This is a genomic window from Sphingomonas sp. P4_G3 (assembly GCF_056401105.1).
The window spans coordinates 179,339-197,208 of record NZ_JBFUJZ010000003.1 but is presented as its reverse complement, the minus strand read 5'-3'; the positions used below and the strand labels follow the sequence as shown (position 1 = coordinate 197,208).

The following is a 17,870-nucleotide window of genomic DNA, read 5'->3' as shown; positions in this document are numbered from 1 at the left end:
CGGTGCGATAACCGCGCGTCGGATCAGCAAGATTTACGAGACGCCCACTGGGCCGAAAAAGGTGCTTACCGATATCGACTTCACGATCGCGCGAGGTCAGAAGCTCGCGGTGCTCGGCCGTAACGGCGCCGGGAAGTCGACGCTGGTCAAGATCATCGGCGGTGTCGAGCGGCCCACGACCGGTGAGATCCGTCGCGGCATGTCGATGTCGTGGCCGCTGGCATTTGGCGGTGGCTTCGAAGTGAGCATGACCGGGTTGGACAACATCCGGTTCATCGCGCGGATCTATAATCATCCGATCGAGGAGACGATCGAGCGGGTCGACGATTTTGCCGAATTGGGAAAAAACCTGCTGCTCCCGGTGAAATATTACTCGTCCGGCATGCGTGCGCGTCTGGCGTTCGCTCTGACTCTCGCGATCGATTTCGACTGTTTCCTGATCGACGAGGTCATTGCCGTCGGCGACCAGCGCTTCCACCAGAAGTGCCACGACGCGTTGTTCCGGGACCGGCGCGACGCGGCGATGATCCTTGTCAGCCATGACACTGGCATCATTCGGGAATATTGCAGCTCGGCGCTGGTGCTCAAAAATGGCCACGGCCGCGAATTCGAAGATCTCGATCTGGCGATCAACATTTATGCCACCCTCTGATGATTACCGAGATGCCGACGGGCGAGGAGCCGGGTTCGTGCGCACCGTTGAAGGACTGCAGGAGAAAATGATGCGCCGGGCCAACCGCAGCAAAATGACCAAGGCCGTGGCCTGCGCCTGCTTGACGATGATGAGCGGTTGCGCCGCGCTTCCGCAAGCCGGTCCGATCGGCAAGACGATTACCCGCGCTGGCGAGCGGGGGGCGTTCACCGTGGTGGAAGTGGATACAGGCGCTGCGCTCCCGCCGCTGCCGGCCGCGCCCGATTATGCGCCGCTACCGGCGGTTGGGGCACAAGATGTCGGCGCGATTGCGCCGGGCGATGTGATCAGTGTCATCTATTACGAGGTTGGCGCGCGCGTCTTTTCCGGTGGCGGGTCGGCACCGGGGAGCGCGTTCGACCCGGCGGCCAAGGAGCAGCGGGTCGGGCCGATCGAGGTAGATGAGAATGGCCAGATTCGCCTGCCCTATACCGGCACGATACGGGCAGCGGGACGCACGCCAACGCAATTGGCGCGTGATGTCGAAGCCAGCCTGCGTGGAAAATCCGAAAACCCGCAGGTCATCGTCCGCCTGGAAGCTGCGAACGGCAGTTCGGTGATCGTCGGCGGCGAGATCGGCAGCCCCGGCCGGGTCCGGCTGAGCGGCGCTCATGAGAAGCTGCTCGACATCATCAACCTGGCCGGCGGGCATCGCGGTTCGGCGGCGGACATCCTCGTCCAGATCAACCGCCAGGGCACGATCAGTGACGTACCGTTCGAGAATCTGACTTATGCCAATATCGGCGGCATGGCGATGCAGCCGGGCGACCGGGTCGAGCTGATCCGCCAGCCGCGCAGCTATTCGGTTCTGGGCAGCGCGAACAAGGTCAACCAATATGATCTTCCGTTGCGGCGCTTTTCGCTAGTTCAGGCTCTGGCATTGTCGGGCGGACCCAATGAGAATCTCGCCGACCCCGCCGCGGTGTTTATCTTCCGGTTCGAAAAGAGCGGGGAGAACGGGACCGAGCGTCCGATGGTCTATCACTTCAACATGTTGAAACCCGCCTCCTATTTTCTCGCCCAGCAATTCTTTCTGACTGACAAGGACGTGCTCTACGTCGCTGGCGCGGAAGCGAACCAGCCAGCGAAGCTGCTGCAGATTATTGGGCAGGTGTTCACGCCGATCGTGATCGCGAGGCAGGTGACGAATTAATTTAGTTATACCAAACGGTATTCGTGTGCATCGAAAATTCCGTTCTTATATCTTGCTCTCTTCTTCTTTTTTTTGAATACTAATGGAGTAATATTGTATGTCGCTTCCCCAAAACCCCTTCGCGCGACGCACTCAAACGCCTCCGCAATCCCCAGAGAAAGTCGGTGCACGGCCGGAGTTGCCTTCCGAATCAGTGCCTTCTGTTCGTGACCAATTGCCGGAGTTGCTCAGCCTTACGAACGCCGAGGGACATCCTAATATCAACGCTCTGACCGAGCTTCTGCGTGACTTCAGCGCCATGAAGTTCAACATGAAATTTTTCGGTTATGAATTAGCAAAAACGCTCGCGGAAGCACTGCCACCGTTGCCGAGTAACGGACCATTTGACGTCGACCTCGAATCTAAACCGTCGACCCAGGCCGATTTGGAGGCGAACTGGACGCGCCATTGGTCCTCTGAGCTCCGCGTTACGCATGTCATGCATCGAAAAATCTGGGAGCTGGCCTACGTGCTTCAGGTCATCTGGCAGACCGGCAATATGCAGCCCGGACGGCGCGGGCTTGGCTTCGGCTGCGGGGAGGAACCATTGCCGTCGTATCTCGCTTCGAAGGGATGCGAGGTCACCGTTACTGACCTTGAACCCACCGACGAGCGCGCTGCGGGTTGGGTCGCAACAGATCAACATGCCAGTGTCGATAGGGCGTTCCGATCCGAATTTCTCGACCGTGCCACTTTCGATAAACTGGTCGATTTCCAGTATGTCGACATGACGAAAATTCCTGATCACTTGCGCGACTATGATTTCTGCTGGTCGATCTGCGCCTTTGAACATCTGGGCTCTATCGAAACCGGCATCGATTTCATCGACAAGGCGGTGGATGTGCTGAAGCCGGGGGGCGTCTCCGTCCATACGACCGAGTTCAATTTTATGAACGACCTGGAAACGGTGGACAATTGGAATACAGTTCTGTTCCAGCGCCGGCACTTCGAAGAGATGAAGCGTAGATTGGAAGCGAAAGGCTGCGTGGTGGCACCGCTTAACTTCGACGTAGGGTCGAAGCCGCTGGACAAATTTATCGACGTGGCGCCTTATCCGCATGACTGGAACTTTGCCCAAGCAAATGCCTGGGTTGGGGATGCCAATCACATCAAATTAACTGCGGATGGTATTCCCGTGACATGCTTCGGCATCATAGCGATTAAGCAATGACCGCATTGCTTAATAAAGAGTCGGGGCATTGGCGGTGAATGAATATTACTACCTCGGAAATTCCACTGGTATGGCCAGGCTTCACGGCTCTTCGAGCCTGATCTGCGTGGATACGCGATCGTGGGAGTCGTTGACCTACATCCAGGGATATCCAGTCGAACCGCATGAGGTTTCCGTCATGCGACGCTTCCTTTCGCCCGGTGACGTTTTCCTTGATATCGGCGCGAATTTCGGCCTGTACTCGATGATCGCGAGCGAAATCATCGGGAGCAAAGGGGAGGTCTTCGCGTTCGAGGCCAACCCGCATACGTACAAATTTCTTCGCCGATCGGCGATGGCCAACCGGTTGATTTGGTTACCCCAATATCATTGGGAAAACCTCGCCGTCGCCGATCAGGATGGCGAATTGGAATTTGCATACGATCCCGAGCACCTTGGTGCGGGTCATATTCGCAACCCGGGCGACACAAGCGACACCCAGACGGTCATCAAAGTCCGTTCGATTACGATCGACAATTTCCTGCCCAGTGACATCAATCCCAATTTCGTCAAAGTGGACGTTGAGAGTCATGAACTCCCTGTTCTGAAGGGTATGGAAAAAACCATCAGGCGGTCGCCTGACATTCGTCTTCTGCTCGAATATTATACCAACACGAACGAGATCACCGAATACGGACGCAATGTCGTAGAATTTGTCCGGCATCTTGGTCTGGGTCTGTGCGTCGTCGAAGGTAGCGGAACGCTGCGGGTCGTCCCGGAGGGCGAAATTCCGACGGGGAACATCTATCTTCTAGCGACCCGAACACCGGAAAATGACGCAATGCAGTCGCCGACCGCAATGTCGATCAAGCCTGCAGGGTTGCACTATCACGCTGTCTTCGCGGAAGGCGACGGAGCCTTGCTTCGTTCGGACGGCACCTTCCGATATCGCCGCGCGGATCACCCTGACGTTGCTGAGCCCAGTTTGTTTTTCGGGCCTTATGTGAGCTTGCCTGCAGGAAATTACACGCTGAGGATCGATGCCGATGCGATCGGCACCGCGGATTTGTCGATCACGACCGATTTCGGTCATTCGATCATTTTGTCGAAAACGCTTTCGCATTGGGATAGCAAAATCAACTTCACGCTGCCCCGCCCGGTCGAGGCTTTCGAAATCGTGTTGCGCAAGCGCGACGATCTCGAGCAATTGGACCTGAAAAGAATGATCGTCGAGCGGATTGAGTAACGTCAAATCCTTCTCGACGGCACGCATGAACCCGGCGCGAACAACATGGATGTGCGCCCCGCGCGCTCATGATGCGCTGGAGAACTGTTCGATAGTTCTATCGGCATCACTGGCTGTAGCGCTCCAGGGCAAGCGAGTGCAACTTTAGCCCTCCCTCGATCGACCCGCGGCGTAAATGGCTTCGGAACTCGAACGGATAATATGGATCGTCTATTTTGAACCGAAACTCGATAGAGAACTTACCATCAACTTCTATTTCGAAATTTTCCTCCAGCTTGATTTGCTCATCAGCGGTAACATCGAAGCCAATCACGTTCGTCGATCGGTTGTCCGACGAGGAGAAGGTGAGAACGCTCTTCCAGTCGCCCCTGGGCAAATGGAGATATGGTCCGATACTCAAACACCGCGCGGGGCCGAGCAGGTCGAACGGATGGGTCGCGGGCAAATAAGGGGGCGCCGCCTCAATCAACAGTTCGAGTGGAAGGTGCCATGCCGGATCGCGCCGCTCGGAATGAAAGCTGTAGAAGCGATCAAGTCGGCATAATAGCTCGGTAACCTCCTCGGAAGGTTGTTGCCGTTCGTAGTTGAAATGCGAAGCGAGAACATCGCGCAGCGGGCGATGGAGATCGCGTTCATCGATCATCGCCTGACACATTGCCGGGTCGACATTGCAAATGGCCGCGATGCGTCCGGCGAGAGCCGAAACGGGTTCCCGATGGCTCGCCGCCAGCAACTCGCTCCGCGGGATCTCAAGCAATGCATCCAAACCGATCTGCGCACGGGCCATCGTCCGCACCGTATCGAGCAGCTTCGCGTCGCGCGCCGCAATGAAATCCAGGCTTGCTTCGGAGAAACTCTGGTCGATTATAAGCACGGGAAAGTCGAACCGACCGATCGCCTCGGCGACGGCGGCGTCGGGAACTTCCGAGAGAAACATGGCGGGATGGCTGGCGGATGCGATCTTTTCGAGCGTCGCTTCGCCGAGATCGTTGAGCGGGATCACTTCGCACGCGCCGTATTTGCGCGACAACAGGTCGCGGCAGAGTTCGGCGGCGAAATAGGTCGCCGAGCACGGCAGCCCACCGACCAGGGCCAGGTGATTGCTTTTGGACGAAAGCGGCGAAAGTGCGGTCACCGGCTCGCTGAGGGCTGGGTCAAGCTCGACGGTCATGGACAGCCCGTCGCAGCAATCGCGCGGTCCGCATAGAGATCGGCCAAGCGCGCCGGCGCCTCGGCTTCGGCAATCGTCAACGCGCGCGGATCATCCACGTCGAGCCACCAGGCTCCGTCGATCTCCATCGTCGCCGCTCGCCCACGGTCCGCCAATCGCTGCATGCCGTCGGAGAGGCTGCCCGGCCGGCCGGCCGCAATCGCCTCGGCAATCGCGGACGACAGCGCCGGCGTCGCCAGGAACGCACCGCAGTCCACCGCATCATATGGCGAAACCGTTTTGCCGATCGCCGTAATGAACCCACGCTCATCCAGCCTGACCCAGGTGGCATCCTCCGGATCGACCAGGGGACTGTCGACCCGGCGATCTATCGCCAGCGTCACGTCGCGATCGGTTCCGCCCCGACCGACCAGATCGGCGAGGATCGATCGCGTAAAAAGATGGTCCGCCATCATCAGCAGATAATTGCCCTCGATGCGCGCGGCACCCGCCATCACCGAATAGCCATTGGGTAACGACCAATCCTCGACCCGCTGCGCGATCACCGGAATTCCCGCGCCGCGCGCAAAGGCGGGCAGAGCCGCCTCGACCGCGTCAGCGCCATGTCCGGTCACGACGACGGCGCGCTGCGCGCCTGCACTTGCCGCCTGCCGGATGCCGAGTTCCAGCAGCGCCACTCCCAATATCGGGGTCAGCGGCTTGGAGTCGGAAACGGAACGCAGTCTGCTGCCGAAGCCGGCCGCGATGATCAGCGCGTCCATCGAAGCATCATCCGGAGATCGGCAACAGGTATCGGCTCGGGCATCAGCCCACGGCGCGCGCGACTTCGACGATGTAGGCGTCGAGCATGCGGCCCGCGACTTCGTCATTGAATTGCTGCGGCGGATGCTTGCAGAAATAGGCCGAGGGCGCGATCAGCACGCCGCCTTCGCCGCGCTCGAGCGCGATCTTGCAGCAACGGATAGCATCGATCACGCACGCCGCGGCGTTCGGGCTGTCTTCCACGGACAGCCGCACTTCGACGTTGAAGGGCACATCGCCCCATTGCGTACCCTCGACCCGGAGGAAGCAGACCTTGTTGTCCTTCTGCCACGGCACGTATTCGGACGGACCGATCAGAATGTTTTCGTCTTCCAGCCGTTCGGCAAGCGCGGCCTGTACGGCTTCGGTCTTGGATAGTTTCTTGCTGGTGAGGCGTTGACGATCCAGCATGTTCATGAAGTCGGTATTGCCGCCGGTGTTGATCTGATAAGTGCGCTGAACGGTCACGCCCCGGGCGGTGAACAGGCTTGAGAGCGCGCGGTGGACGATCGTCGCGCCAACCTGCGCCTTGATGTCGTCACCGACGATCGGAAGCCTGCGCTCAGCGAAACGAGCCTCCCAATAGGGGTCGCTGGCGATGAAGACGGGCATGCAATTGACGACCGCCAAACCTGCCTCAAGGGCGCATTCCATATAGAATTCAGTAGCATCCTGCGATCCGACGGGCAGGAAGTTGACGAGTATCTCCGCGTTGGATTGCCTCAGCGCCTCGACGATGCCTTCCTTGGTGGCATCCGGTCCATCGGCGAGCACGAACCCGCGCTCCCCGGCTGTGGTCATATGCGGAGCGACGCCGTCAAGCGCGCGTCCACGGATCACCGTCGCGCCCGTCAACGGCACATCGGGATTGAACACCGTGGTGTTGTTGGGCGCGGCGTAAATCGCCTCCGCAATGTCCTTGCCTACCTTGCGGGCGTCGACATCGATGCCGAGCACGAACTGCACGTCACCCGCACCGTACCGCCCGATCGTCTCATGGATTAGTCCCCGCGACGCATCGCCCCGGTAATGATATACCCCCTGTACCAGCGAGCTTGCGCAATTTCCGATGCCGACAAGCGCGACGCGAATCGATTTCATTTTACCTCACTCATTTACTCGCCTTCAAATCTCGGCGCGGGTAGGACGACCTGCTCGTTGATACCAGAGTAAGTTTGCCAGGGAACGGAAATTCCATCCATTTTCGCAGGTTATCCAATCACAGGCACGGTTGGGCTTTGCGGATGGGATATTTTCCACCTATTGCGGCATCGCCGCGGCGCATTTTCGCTGGCCAATGGCCGCGAGCCCATCGGCTAGGAAAGACGGCGGGCTAGGGAGTGTTTTCGTGGTTCGTCCCTGATGCGTTTACGGCTCCCCAAAATGGTAAAGCATCGCTTCGTCGGCGAGCAGCCTGGCTGGGACCGATGAGAGAGCAACCCCGATCCATTATCCGTGCCGCATGACGACCGTCTGCATCGACTGCCGGTATATCGGGCCGCGTCCCAGCGGCATTGGCGAGGTGGTGCAAGGTCTGGTCGACTTCCTGCCGGGTCTTGCCCCTGACCTTCGATTCCTGCTGCTCCGCAATCCTTCTGCAAAGCGGCTCAGCATGGCAGAGAATGTCCGCGAGATAATTGTCCGACAAGCCGCCAACGGCCCCGCCACCTTATGGTGGATGTCGCGTTGCGCCGATTTGTCGGGCGTCGACCTGTTCCATGCTCCTTTCAACATCATGCCCGGTCGCCTTTCGATGCCGTGCGTCACGACCGTTCACGACATCATGTGGCTTTCGAATCCGGAATGGTGCGCTTCCGGGATGTTCGCACCAGTCAAACGAACTTTCTATACCCGCGGAATCGATCGCGCCCTGCGCTACTCGGCGGCGATCATGACGGTCAGCGCGGCAAGCCGGGATGCCATCGCCGCTTGGTTGCCGGATGCTGCGGATCGGATCGCGGTGACGCGATCGGGCGTTTCGCCGGCGTTTCGCCCGGTCGACCCAGATCCGACGCTGCTCGCGTCGCTCGGATTGCCTGCGGGGAAGCGCTTTGTACTGACGGTCGGTCAGTTCGCGCCCTACAAAAATCATGAAGGCGCTCTCCGCGCCTTCGCCGCGGCCTTTGCTGACCGTGATGAGATCGACATTGTCCTCGTGCAACGAATGAGCCGGGGCACCGGGCGGCTGTTACGGCTCGCCCAATCACTCGGCATTTCGGGGAGGGTGCACTTGCTGGGAAAGATCGATCGCGAGGAACTCGTGCATCTCTATTCCGCCGCGCTTGCGTTGCTCCACCCGTCGCTATGTGAAGGATTTGGCAACCCGCTTGCCGAGGCGATGGCGTGTGGCTGCCCGGTCGTCACGAGCAATTGTTCGGCAATGCCGGAAACCACCGGAGGTGCCGCCATCCTGGTCGATCCGCGCAATCCGCTGGAGATTGCCGGGGCGCTCCGGCGTATCGCCGAGGATCCCGGGCAGGCGCGCCAAATGCGCGAACGCGGTCTGGCACGCGCCGCCGAACTGAGCTGGCGCGATTTCGCCAGGGCCAATCTGGACGTTTATCGCAAAACGCTGGCGCGCGGTTGACCGATCAGAGCGTCAACGCGGATCGTCGCGGTCCTACAGCGGCCGATCGACCGGAACAGCAGTAGGTTCAGGATTATCGATTCATAGAGGAAATAATAGATCGGTGACCCAAAGAGCATGGAAAGGCCGAGCATCAACGTTCGCTGATTCGCGCCGAGCAGTTGCAACTCGGCCAAGGGCTTGAGGAACTGTCCGCGCACGACCGAACGAATTTTCTCCAGCGCCGCGGGATCGTTTGCGGCGGCTTCGATGGCGTCGTCGATCCGTCTCGATGTAGGAGCCACACTGTTTGCCACCGCCAGATAAGCTGCGCCCAGAACGAACAAACCGCCTTTGTTACGGAATTCGCCGCGGGGCGCATTGCGCAACCAGGGCACGGCATACACCCACCATTGATACTGACGCCGCTCGACCTCAAAATGATTGGCCTGCAGGATGCGGCTCATCCCTGCGGCAATCGCCGGCATCCAGGCAATTGGGCCGATCGCTCTCTGCAGCATTGCGCCCAGCGCGAGATACAGGACGACATGCCCTGCATAGTCGCAAATGCCGTCGATCACTTCCCCGATCGGTCCGCTCCGTCCGGTGAGACGCGCGACGTCGCCATCGGCGCCGTCCAGGACATGCCAGGCCATGTGAAATAGCAACCCGAGGGCCGCGGATAACGGCCAGGCCAGCCGGGTATAGGCGATCGCTGCGGCTACGATGCACAGGCCCCCAGCGACCGAAATCATGTTCGGCGTGATCGGTGTCCTAGCGAGCCGCCGAGCGAGCCACCAGGCGAGCGGGTGGTATAGATGGTAGTTCAGCGCATCCTGCAACTCGCGCGGACGCGATGGGCGGCTCATCGGATTCGCGCCTTCTTTTCGCCTATTGTCCCCACAAATATCTGCCGCGACATTTTATACCCTCTGAATCAATCGCATCGGCACCTTTCTCCACTTGCATAAGAGTTCGCCCGACGGGAATAGCGTCGGCGCATTCTTTTTCGGAGCTCCTCGCACCGTGACCAGTCTGGTGCTCGTGTTTTCACGAGCGGATACCGCCAATTATCTCGTCGCCGGCGTACCGGCGGCTGCCCGTGCCGCGCGGGAGGTTTCGCTGGCGGGCCGCGAGATCGACGCGATCGGGCGATGCATTATCGCTGTGCCCGGCGGCTGGAGCCCGAATGCCCGATGCGAAGCGGAACTAAAACGACTCGCGCCCGACTGCACCTGGACTATTGCCGACGCTTGCCTGTTAGGCCCGCTCTCCGACGCGCTTTATCTGCGCGGCGAAGCGCTTTCGCGTGCGCCCGACATTATAGCAGCGATAACAAATCCGCTCGCGGCATTGCCCGGGATCTGCCGTGATCAATTTGATCTGGCCCACATGGCCGACCCCGGCTCGGTGAGGAAATCCCTTGCCGAATTGAACAGACGGAGCGGGGAGATCTTGCTCGCAACGGCAAAACCGAGCGACGGCATCGTATCGCGCACGATCAACCGTCCGATTTCCCGGACCATCAGCCGAGTTCTGCTATGCGTGCCCGGCATCACGCCGCTGCATGCCACCTTCGGTACGGCGGCACTCGGCATTGCGATGGCGGCCTGCTTGTTCCTGGGCCATTCAATGGGCTTGATCTGGGGCGCTGTGCTGTTCCAGGCGGCGTCAATCTTCGATGGCGTCGACGGCGAGATTGCGCGCGCTACTTTTCGAACGTCGGCGAAGGGCGCGATGCTCGACAGTGTTACGGATGCCGCCACAAACCTCGCCTTCATTGCGGGACTGACGATCAATCTGGGGATCCAAGGCCGGCACATCGCCGCCGCCGCGGGCGCGGAAGGTCTTGCGATGCTGACGTTGGGACTAATCCTGATCGGCCGACGCGCGCATTTAAGAGGCGGACCCTTCACTTTCGATGCGGTAAAGGATCATTTTCGCGCAAAGCCGTCGCGGCTCATGCAAGTGCTGACCTGGATAACGATGCGGGACTTCTTCGCGGCTGCCGGCGCCGTTTCTATCCTGTTGGGATTGGCTTCCGAAACGCTAATCATCTTCGCAATTGCCGCGACAATCTGGCTGGCTATTACCTTATCGGTACTTCTACGAACTCACAAAGAACCAGCATGAGCGAGAACGCCCTACGCGAATAGGTGGTGCGGACGGCGCTGCAGGACGCCGCGTCGGTGACGTCGTTGCTGATCACGACCGAAGTTTTGGTCGCCGAGCTGCCGAGGGAGGAAAAGGCCGCGCCGATGCCGACGATGGATTATTGATCGAGATCGTGGAGCGCGCCGCGGCCGCGCTCCACATCCGGCCGGTGTCCAGCTTCAGCGGATCGTGATCGGCAGATCGCGCCCGGCGGATGCGACGTTTCCGGCGCGGTCCGCAGCATGGATACGGATCGTGTAATTGCCGGGAGCGACATCCGCCGGGTTCCAGCCGCCGGGACTGACGCGGCCATGTCGCACAACATTGGTGACGACGTAGAGAAAGCGCGTCCGCTGGTCGCTATGGACGGTATCGCCGCTGGACGGCGCGTAGGCGATTTTCGCCGCCAAAGGCGCGGTCGGCATGCGATCGAACTCGATCGTGATGCGCGGCCGTTCGAACCCGGCCACCGGCGTGCCGTCTTGTTTCAGGATCTGGAAGCCTGCCGCATAGAGACCGAGACGGCGGCGCGCGGCATTCTCGTCGACTTGGTCCCATGCGTCGGCAACGATCCCGACCGCGCCGCCTGCGGCGGGAACGATCAGCCGGCCATCCTGCTTTTCGCTGAGGCGCTGACCATTGGCATCGAGCACATAGATGTCGTCGATATGCGGCGCGACGTGATCGCCGAAATTGGGGAAGTGCAGCAACAGCGCATTGACCTTGGCGCGCGCGGCCCCGAGTTCGAGATGGACATGCGCCATGCGGTTGATCGTGCCGAGCGGATCGCCGACCTGGAAACGAGTGCCGCGCTTGACCCGGACCCGGACGACATGGCCTTCGCCGTCGCGGACGATCTGGAACCGATTCGTGTCCAGCGGAACGCCGGTCGCGGTGCGGCCGACGCGCATGTGGATATAGGTCATCTGGTCGACGCGCAGGCCTTCGCTCAGACCCTCGACATCCCAATTGGGAAGCGGATCCCGCACCGTCTCGTCCGCCGTGGCGAGCACCGTCCCTCCGACCGGCGCGCTGATATCCAGGCCGGCATGGAGGTGGTCGCGGCTTTCGCCGTCATAATTGCCACGCACTTCACCCATGTCGCCGACCACCTCGTGCCAGCCGAATTGTGGACCGACCGGCCAGGGGAAGACTGGCTTTGCGACCAGCGCGGGGGCAACGGGTTCGGGAATGGCCGCAGGGATCGGGGCGGTACCGGCAACGCGCGGACTGAGCTTGCGAATGGCATAGGCCGAGGCGTCGGCAATATAGAGACCGCCCGCGCCATCGATCGCGAGCCCGGCCGGCCCGATTAGCGGCAGCGCGGCATTGCCGTCAATTGTCGATCCCGGTCCGGCGAGCACGCGCAGCGATCCCGCGGGCGACATTTCGACGATCCGCCCTCGGCGATAGGAAGTGATATAGACGAACCCGTCCCAGGTCGGCGCCAGTCCGATGATCCCTTGCAACAGGCCGGCGCCGTCATTGGGATCGGTACGGGCGAGCGTCGAAACCCGCCCGTCCTTCTTGACCTTACGGATCGCATTGTTGCCCGAATCGGCAACGAGCAGCGCGCCGTGCCGATCGAGCGCGATCCCGGTTGGCGTGTCGAACGCCGCGGCCGCGCTTTGTCCATCGGCAAAGCCCGGCGCGTCCTGGCCCGCCAGCGTCCGCACCCGGCCTTCCGGCGTGATGACGCGGATACGGTCGTTATAGCTGTCCGCGACATAGACATTACCTTTGTCATCGGCCGCCACGCCGATCGGCCCATTGAAGCGCGCGGTTGCAGCGGGGCCATCGCGATACCCCGCCGCTCCGTCTCCAGCGAGTGTCGTCACCACCCCGTCGGGACTGATCTTGCGGATCGTATTGGCGCCGGTGTCCGCAACGAAGAGGTTGCCAGCGGCGTCGAGCGCAAGGCCGGATGGCGTATCGAACGATCCCGGCAAGGTCGTCACCTTGCCGTCGGGATCGATCTTGCGGATACGGCCGGTGTCACCGGCGTCCGCCACGAATAAAGTACCGCGCGCATCCAGGACGACCGCGAAGGGATCGCCGAAGCGCGCCTTTGCCGCGCCGCCGTCGGTCTGCCCTCGCACTCCCTCGCCGGCGACATTGGTCATGGCGACCGGCCAACCGAACCGCGTCGGCGGCGGCGTGAACCAGCCCAGCGTCATCAGAAGCCAAACCACGCTCCCCGCCGCCGCGAGGACGATCAGACCCAAAAAGATGGCGACCTTGCGCGGCGATTTCACGAGCATGCGGATGCCCTAGCAACAAACCGGCCGGCATCTCCACAGTGTTGCAACGATTGCTCACCACCCGATCCGCGATCCCGCTGAACGTTTCAACCTAGCGGCGAGCGAACTGAATCCCGGCCGCGCGGCCTCTGCCATCGAGCAGACACCACGCGGTTTTTTTAGGATCGTTTTGTTGTGGCCTGATTGTTGCCGACGAGATCACTTCCGGTCGACCAGCGCCGCCTCGCGCTGGCCATAGCGCTCGCCCCGCACCTCAGCCATGACGCCGCCGATACGGGCGATGTCGTCATCCGACAATGCGATGTCGGCCGCGGCGACATTGTCTTCCAGATGCGGGATTTTGCGCGCGCCGGGGATCGGCACCACGTCATCGCCCTGCGCCAGCACCCAGGCGAGCGCCAGTTGTGCCGCCGAGACGCCCCGCTCGCCCGCCATGGCCGAGAGGGTGTCGACCAGCGACAGGTTCGCCTCCAGATTGCCCTCGGCAAAGCGGGGTAGGGTCGAGCGGAAATCATCCTGCTCGAGATCTTCCCTACTGCGAATCTGGCCCGACAGGAACCCGCGTCCGAGCGGGCTATAGGGCACGAACCCGATGCCGAGTTCGCGACACGCCGGCAGGATGCTTGCCTCTACGTCGCGTTGCCACAGCGAATATTCGCTCTGCAACGCGGCGATCGGATGGACCGCATGCGCGCGCCGCAGCTGATCGGCGGTAACTTCGGACAAGCCGATCGCCCGCACCTTTCCTTCCCGGACCAGGTCCGCCATCGCGCCGACCGAGTCCTCGATCGGGGTCGCCGGATCGGGGCGGTGGAGATAATAGAGATCGATCACGTCGGTGCCCAGCCGCTTCAGTGACGCCTCGGCGACGCGCTTTGCATTGGCCGCCGATCCATCCAGCCCGGTGGTCCGCTGGAAGCCGATGCCCTCGTTGCCGATCCGGAAGCCGAATTTGGTCGCAATCTGAACCTTGTCCCGAACCTCCTTCAGCCCGCGGCCGACGATCGGTTCGTTCTCATAAGGGCCGTACACCTCGGCAGTATCGAACAGGGTGACGCCGAGTTCGACCGCGCGGTGCAGCGTCGCGACCGACGCGCCTTCGTCCTGGCCGCCGTAAGCCGCGGTGAAGCCCATGCAACCGAGCCCGATGGCCGAAACATCCAGAGGTCCGAGTTTTCGCATTTGCATGATCACGTCTCCATCAGAAAGTGCGCCAGCGATATGGCGTGCTCGACTGTCCGGATTAGGCCATCTATATCGTACATCCTGTTCGATGAGATCGATCAATGGATCGCGACCGCCTGCCCCAGCTTGCCTTGTTTGCCGAAGTCGCCCGCACCGGCGGCTTTCGCGCCGCCGCCCGCCAACTCGGCATGTCGCCATCGGCGGTCAGTCACACGGTCGGCGCGCTGGAGGCGCGGCTGGGCATGCGTTTGCTCAATCGCACCACGCGCAGCCTAGCGCTGACCGAAGCCGGGCAGCGGCTGCTCGGCCGGCTCGGTCCGGCATTGGGCGAGATCGAGGAAGCGATGCGCGATGCGCACGCTACCGACACCACCCCCGCTGGTCCTGTGCGCGTGACCGCGCCGCGCTCTGCCACGCTGCAGATGATCGGACCGCATCTTGCCGCCTTTGCCGAGGCCTATCCGTCGGTGGCGATCGATCTGGTCGTCGAGGATCGCTTCGTCGATATCGTCGCCGATGGCTTCGACGTCGGGCTTCGCCTCGGCGAAAACCTGCAACCGGACATGATCGCCACACGGATTGGCGGACCACAACGCTTCACGATCGTCGCCGCCCCAGCCTATATCGACCGCCACGGCGCTCCCCTGGCGCTCGAGGATCTGGCGCGGCATCGGTGCCTGGTTCGCCGCTTCACCGGCGGCGGCGTCTATCAATGGGAAGTGGTCCGCGATGGCGCGGAAATCACGCTGGGCGCCGCTCGAGACTCCTTCACCACCAATGACGATCAGCTCATGGTCCGCGCCACGCTCGATGGCATGGGGATCGCCTTCCTCCACGAACATCGGGTCGCGGATTACCTGGCCAGCGGCGAATTGGTGGAACTGTTTCCCGATAATTGCCCGCCTTTTCCCGGCTATTATCTATACCATGCCAGTCGCCGTCACGTACGTCCGGCAGTTCGCGCGTTCATAGACTTCTTCGTCGCCGCGAACCGGCCGGCTCGCTAATCGCGCTCACCGTCGGCGCTTCCGTCACAAATTCGGACCAGCTGACCGGAAAATGTCATTGCCCGTCTCCGTATGGCGCCCGCGTCCGCAGTCCCGTCGTTCAGTCGACAACATCCCGATTGGTCCATGCGACGGTGATTCCGTAGCACACGTGCGATTCAACGCTGGGCGCTCCGCGCGCTCCCATAGCGGCAGGTCCATTCGGCGATTTTCGATAAAAATATGCCGTAAACCAGCCGCTCGGTGGACCTTTCCGGACGATGCCGGAAGGTCCCTGGTGCCCAGAAGAGGACTCGAACCTCCACGCCCTTGCGAGCGCCAGCACCTGAAGCTGGTGCGTCTACCAATTCCGCCATCTGGGCACGGGGTAGGGGGCGCGCTCTATTGGCGCACCTGCTGGTTGTCAACAGCGACCGCGACGCTTGCGGCACGGCGCGGGTCGCGGCATGGGGAGGCCAGGCATGGTGTCGAGGATCGTCATGAAGGACAAGCTGGTAACACTGATCGGCGGAGGCGGATTCATCGGCCGTTACGTCGCGCAGGAATTGCTCGCCGCGGGCGCGCGGATTCGCGTGGTCGAGCGCGATCCGCGCCGCGCCTGGTTCCTGAAGCCGCTGGGCGGGCTCGGTCAGACGCAGTTCGTCGCCGCCGACGTGACGAAGCCGGACACGATCTCGCGTGCGGTCGCCGGCTCGGACGCCGTGGTCTATCTGGTGGGAACCTGGGGTCCCGATTTCCACGGCATCCACGTCGCGGGCGTGCGCGGGGCGGCGAAGGCGGCGCGCGATACCGGCGCGGCGGCGTTCCTCCATCTCTCGGCGCTCGGTGCCGATGCCGAGTCGCCGTCGCGTTATTATGCCAGCAAGGCAGCGGGCGAAGCCGCGGCGCGCGAGGTTTTTCCGGATGCCCTCGTGCTCCGTCCCTCGGTCGTGTTCGGGCCTGAAGACAAGTTCCTCAACCGCTTCGCCGGGATGATCAGCAGTGCCCCGGGCGTGTTCGGCCGCGCGGCGGTGCCGGTGTTGCGCGCGGGCGCTAAATTCCAGCCGGTCCATGTCGTCGACGTCGCGCGCGCGGTCGTGCGGGCTTTGGAAGAGAGCGATTCGCAGGCTGGCCGGACGATCGAGGCGACCGGTCCCGAAGTCATTACGATGCGCGAACTGCTGCGCTGGCTGTCCGAGACGATCGGGCGCGAGGCCGACTTCATCGAATTGCCCGATATTGCCGGCCAGGCGATCGCTTACGCCGGCTTCCTGCCGGGCGCGCCGATCAAGCTCGACCAGTGGAAGATGCTCAAGACCGACAATGTCGCCGGCGGCACGCTTCCGGGGCTCGAATCGCTTGGCATCACGCCGACGCCGATGGAGGCGGTCGCGGGGTCCTGGCTGGTGCAATATCGCAAGGCGGGCCGGTTCGGCCTGCGTGCCAAGGCGGCCTGACCTTCCAACAGACATCCGTTCGCGGCTGCGCCCGCGTATAGGGAGTATCCCCCGTGAACGACGTGATTACCGCCATCATCCTCGGCATTGTCGAGGGCGTGACCGAATTCCTGCCGGTTTCCTCGACCGGGCACCTCATTCTGGCCAGCGCGCTGCTCGGCTATAATTCCGAATATTGGGCGCTGTTCAACATCGTCATCCAATTGGGCGCGATTCTGGCGATCGTCGTCCTCTATTGGCGGACCTTCTGGGCCGTGCTCCAGGGGCTGTTGCGGTTCGATCCGACCTCGGTCCGCTTCGTCCGCAACCTGCTCGTCGCGTTCCTGCCCGCCGCAGTGATCGGGCTCGTCTTGCACAAGCAGATCGAGAAACTGCTCGGATCGCCGCTGACGGTGGCGATTGCGCTGATCGTCGGCGGCATCGCGATCATCGGCATCGAACGCACGGTCAGGGAAGGCCGGATCAAGGGCGTCGCCGAGATTCCGCTGCCCAAGGTAATCGGCATCGGCTTCATCCAATGCCTGGCGATGATCCCCGGCGTCAGCCGTTCGGGCGCGACGATCCTCGGCGCGTTGAGTCTGGGGGTCGAACGCCGGACGGCGGCCGAATTCAGTTTCTTTCTCGCCATCCCGACCATGCTCGGCGCGACCGTGCTCGAACTCGTCACCAAGCGGCACGAACTGATGGCCGCGAACAGCGTCGGGTTCGGCCTGATCGCCGTCGGTTTCGTGGTCGCGTTCGTCGTCGCCTTGCTCGTGGTCAGGTGGTTCGTCGGGCTGGTCGGCAAGACGGGGTTCAGCCCGTTCGGCTGGTACCGAATCGCTGTCGGCGCCTTGGCACTGGTGTTCCTGCTCAAATAAGTCCGCATCGGAACTAAATAGATGATCTTCTCCACGCTATGCGGCGGAACAACCCAGAATGACGGTTAAATAAGGCAGTATAACTGCCGTATCGGACCGAATTTGCGTGACGAACGGAGAGAAACAGGCTAGCGGCCGTTCCGAAGGGAG

Annotated in this window: 15 protein-coding genes and 1 tRNA gene; 9 read left to right on the top strand and 7 right to left on the bottom strand. The window is 61.8% G+C overall.

Annotated elements, in window-relative coordinates:
- The first annotated feature begins 61 nt into the window (after positions 1-61).
- From AC1DQQ_RS09030 to AC1DQQ_RS09015, 4 genes are all read left to right on the top strand, one after another.
- On the top strand, positions 62-652 hold the full coding sequence (locus AC1DQQ_RS09030; RefSeq protein ID WP_478044934.1) for an ABC transporter ATP-binding protein: 591 nt from the start codon (positions 62-64) through the stop codon (positions 650-652).
- 37 nt (positions 653-689) lie between these two features.
- Complete coding sequence (locus tag AC1DQQ_RS09025) at positions 690-1,844, top strand: polysaccharide biosynthesis/export family protein (protein ID WP_478044933.1); 1,155 nt, start codon at positions 690-692, stop codon at positions 1,842-1,844.
- Between the two features lie 97 nt (positions 1,845-1,941).
- Positions 1,942-3,054: an SAM-dependent methyltransferase gene (locus AC1DQQ_RS09020; protein ID WP_478039440.1), complete on the top strand. Its 1,113-nt coding sequence runs from the start codon at positions 1,942-1,944 to the stop codon at positions 3,052-3,054.
- Positions 3,055-3,088: 34 nt separating this feature from the next.
- Positions 3,089-4,279: an FkbM family methyltransferase gene (locus tag AC1DQQ_RS09015; protein ID WP_478040593.1), complete on the top strand. Its 1,191-nt coding sequence runs from the start codon at positions 3,089-3,091 to the stop codon at positions 4,277-4,279.
- A 106-nt stretch (positions 4,280-4,385) separates the two neighbouring features.
- On the opposite strand, the gene AC1DQQ_RS09010 is transcribed toward AC1DQQ_RS09015, so the two are convergent.
- From AC1DQQ_RS09010 to AC1DQQ_RS09000, 3 genes are read right to left on the bottom strand one after another with little or no spacing between them, the layout of a single operon-like run.
- Entirely contained in the window at positions 4,386-5,450 is a 1,065-nt protein-coding gene (locus AC1DQQ_RS09010; RefSeq protein ID WP_478044931.1) for a hypothetical protein, read from the bottom strand.
- Entirely contained in the window at positions 5,447-6,211 is a 765-nt protein-coding gene (locus AC1DQQ_RS09005; RefSeq protein ID WP_478044929.1) for a phosphocholine cytidylyltransferase family protein, read from the bottom strand. Before AC1DQQ_RS09005 ends, AC1DQQ_RS09010 begins: the two co-directional genes overlap by 4 nt.
- Before the next feature lie 43 nt (positions 6,212-6,254).
- Positions 6,255-7,352, bottom strand: coding sequence for an inositol-3-phosphate synthase (locus tag AC1DQQ_RS09000; protein ID WP_478030673.1), 1,098 nt, complete (start codon positions 7,350-7,352; stop codon positions 6,255-6,257).
- 595 nt (positions 7,353-7,947) lie between these two features.
- On the opposite strand from AC1DQQ_RS09000, the gene AC1DQQ_RS08995 reads away from it, so the two are divergent.
- On the top strand, positions 7,948-8,838 hold the full coding sequence (locus AC1DQQ_RS08995; RefSeq protein ID WP_478044927.1) for a glycosyltransferase family 4 protein: 891 nt from the start codon (positions 7,948-7,950) through the stop codon (positions 8,836-8,838).
- On the opposite strand, the gene AC1DQQ_RS08990 is transcribed toward AC1DQQ_RS08995, so the two are convergent.
- Positions 8,811-9,686, bottom strand: a complete 876-nt coding sequence (locus tag AC1DQQ_RS08990) for a CDP-alcohol phosphatidyltransferase family protein (protein ID WP_478044925.1) — start codon at positions 9,684-9,686, stop codon at positions 8,811-8,813. The two genes, AC1DQQ_RS08995 and AC1DQQ_RS08990, sit on opposite strands and share 28 nt — an antisense overlap.
- A gap of 157 nt (positions 9,687-9,843) precedes the next feature.
- Between AC1DQQ_RS08990 and AC1DQQ_RS08985 the strand changes: the two genes are divergently transcribed.
- Positions 9,844-10,950: a CDP-alcohol phosphatidyltransferase family protein gene (locus tag AC1DQQ_RS08985; protein WP_478044924.1), complete on the top strand. Its 1,107-nt coding sequence runs from the start codon at positions 9,844-9,846 to the stop codon at positions 10,948-10,950.
- A gap of 200 nt (positions 10,951-11,150) precedes the next feature.
- On the opposite strand, the gene AC1DQQ_RS08980 is transcribed toward AC1DQQ_RS08985, so the two are convergent.
- Both AC1DQQ_RS08980 and AC1DQQ_RS08975 read right to left on the bottom strand, forming a co-directional pair.
- Positions 11,151-13,232, bottom strand: a complete 2,082-nt coding sequence (locus tag AC1DQQ_RS08980; RefSeq protein WP_478044922.1) for an SMP-30/gluconolactonase/LRE family protein — start codon at positions 13,230-13,232, stop codon at positions 11,151-11,153.
- 198 nt (positions 13,233-13,430) lie between these two features.
- Positions 13,431-14,420, bottom strand: a complete 990-nt coding sequence (locus tag AC1DQQ_RS08975) for an aldo/keto reductase (protein ID WP_478044920.1) — start codon at positions 14,418-14,420, stop codon at positions 13,431-13,433.
- A gap of 98 nt (positions 14,421-14,518) precedes the next feature.
- On the opposite strand from AC1DQQ_RS08975, the gene AC1DQQ_RS08970 reads away from it, so the two are divergent.
- On the top strand, positions 14,519-15,424 hold the full coding sequence (locus AC1DQQ_RS08970) for a LysR family transcriptional regulator (RefSeq protein WP_478044919.1): 906 nt from the start codon (positions 14,519-14,521) through the stop codon (positions 15,422-15,424).
- Positions 15,425-15,699: 275 nt separating this feature from the next.
- Here the strand turns inward: AC1DQQ_RS08970 and AC1DQQ_RS08965 are convergent.
- Positions 15,700-15,786, bottom strand: a tRNA-Leu gene (locus AC1DQQ_RS08965).
- A 117-nt stretch (positions 15,787-15,903) separates the two neighbouring features.
- Here AC1DQQ_RS08965 and AC1DQQ_RS08960 point away from each other — a divergent pair.
- Positions 15,904-16,860, top strand: coding sequence for a complex I NDUFA9 subunit family protein (locus AC1DQQ_RS08960; protein WP_478045273.1), 957 nt, complete (start codon positions 15,904-15,906; stop codon positions 16,858-16,860).
- 53 nt (positions 16,861-16,913) lie between these two features.
- Positions 16,914-17,720: an undecaprenyl-diphosphate phosphatase gene (locus AC1DQQ_RS08955; protein ID WP_478030663.1), complete on the top strand. Its 807-nt coding sequence runs from the start codon at positions 16,914-16,916 to the stop codon at positions 17,718-17,720.
- The last annotated feature ends 150 nt before the right edge of the window (positions 17,721-17,870 follow it).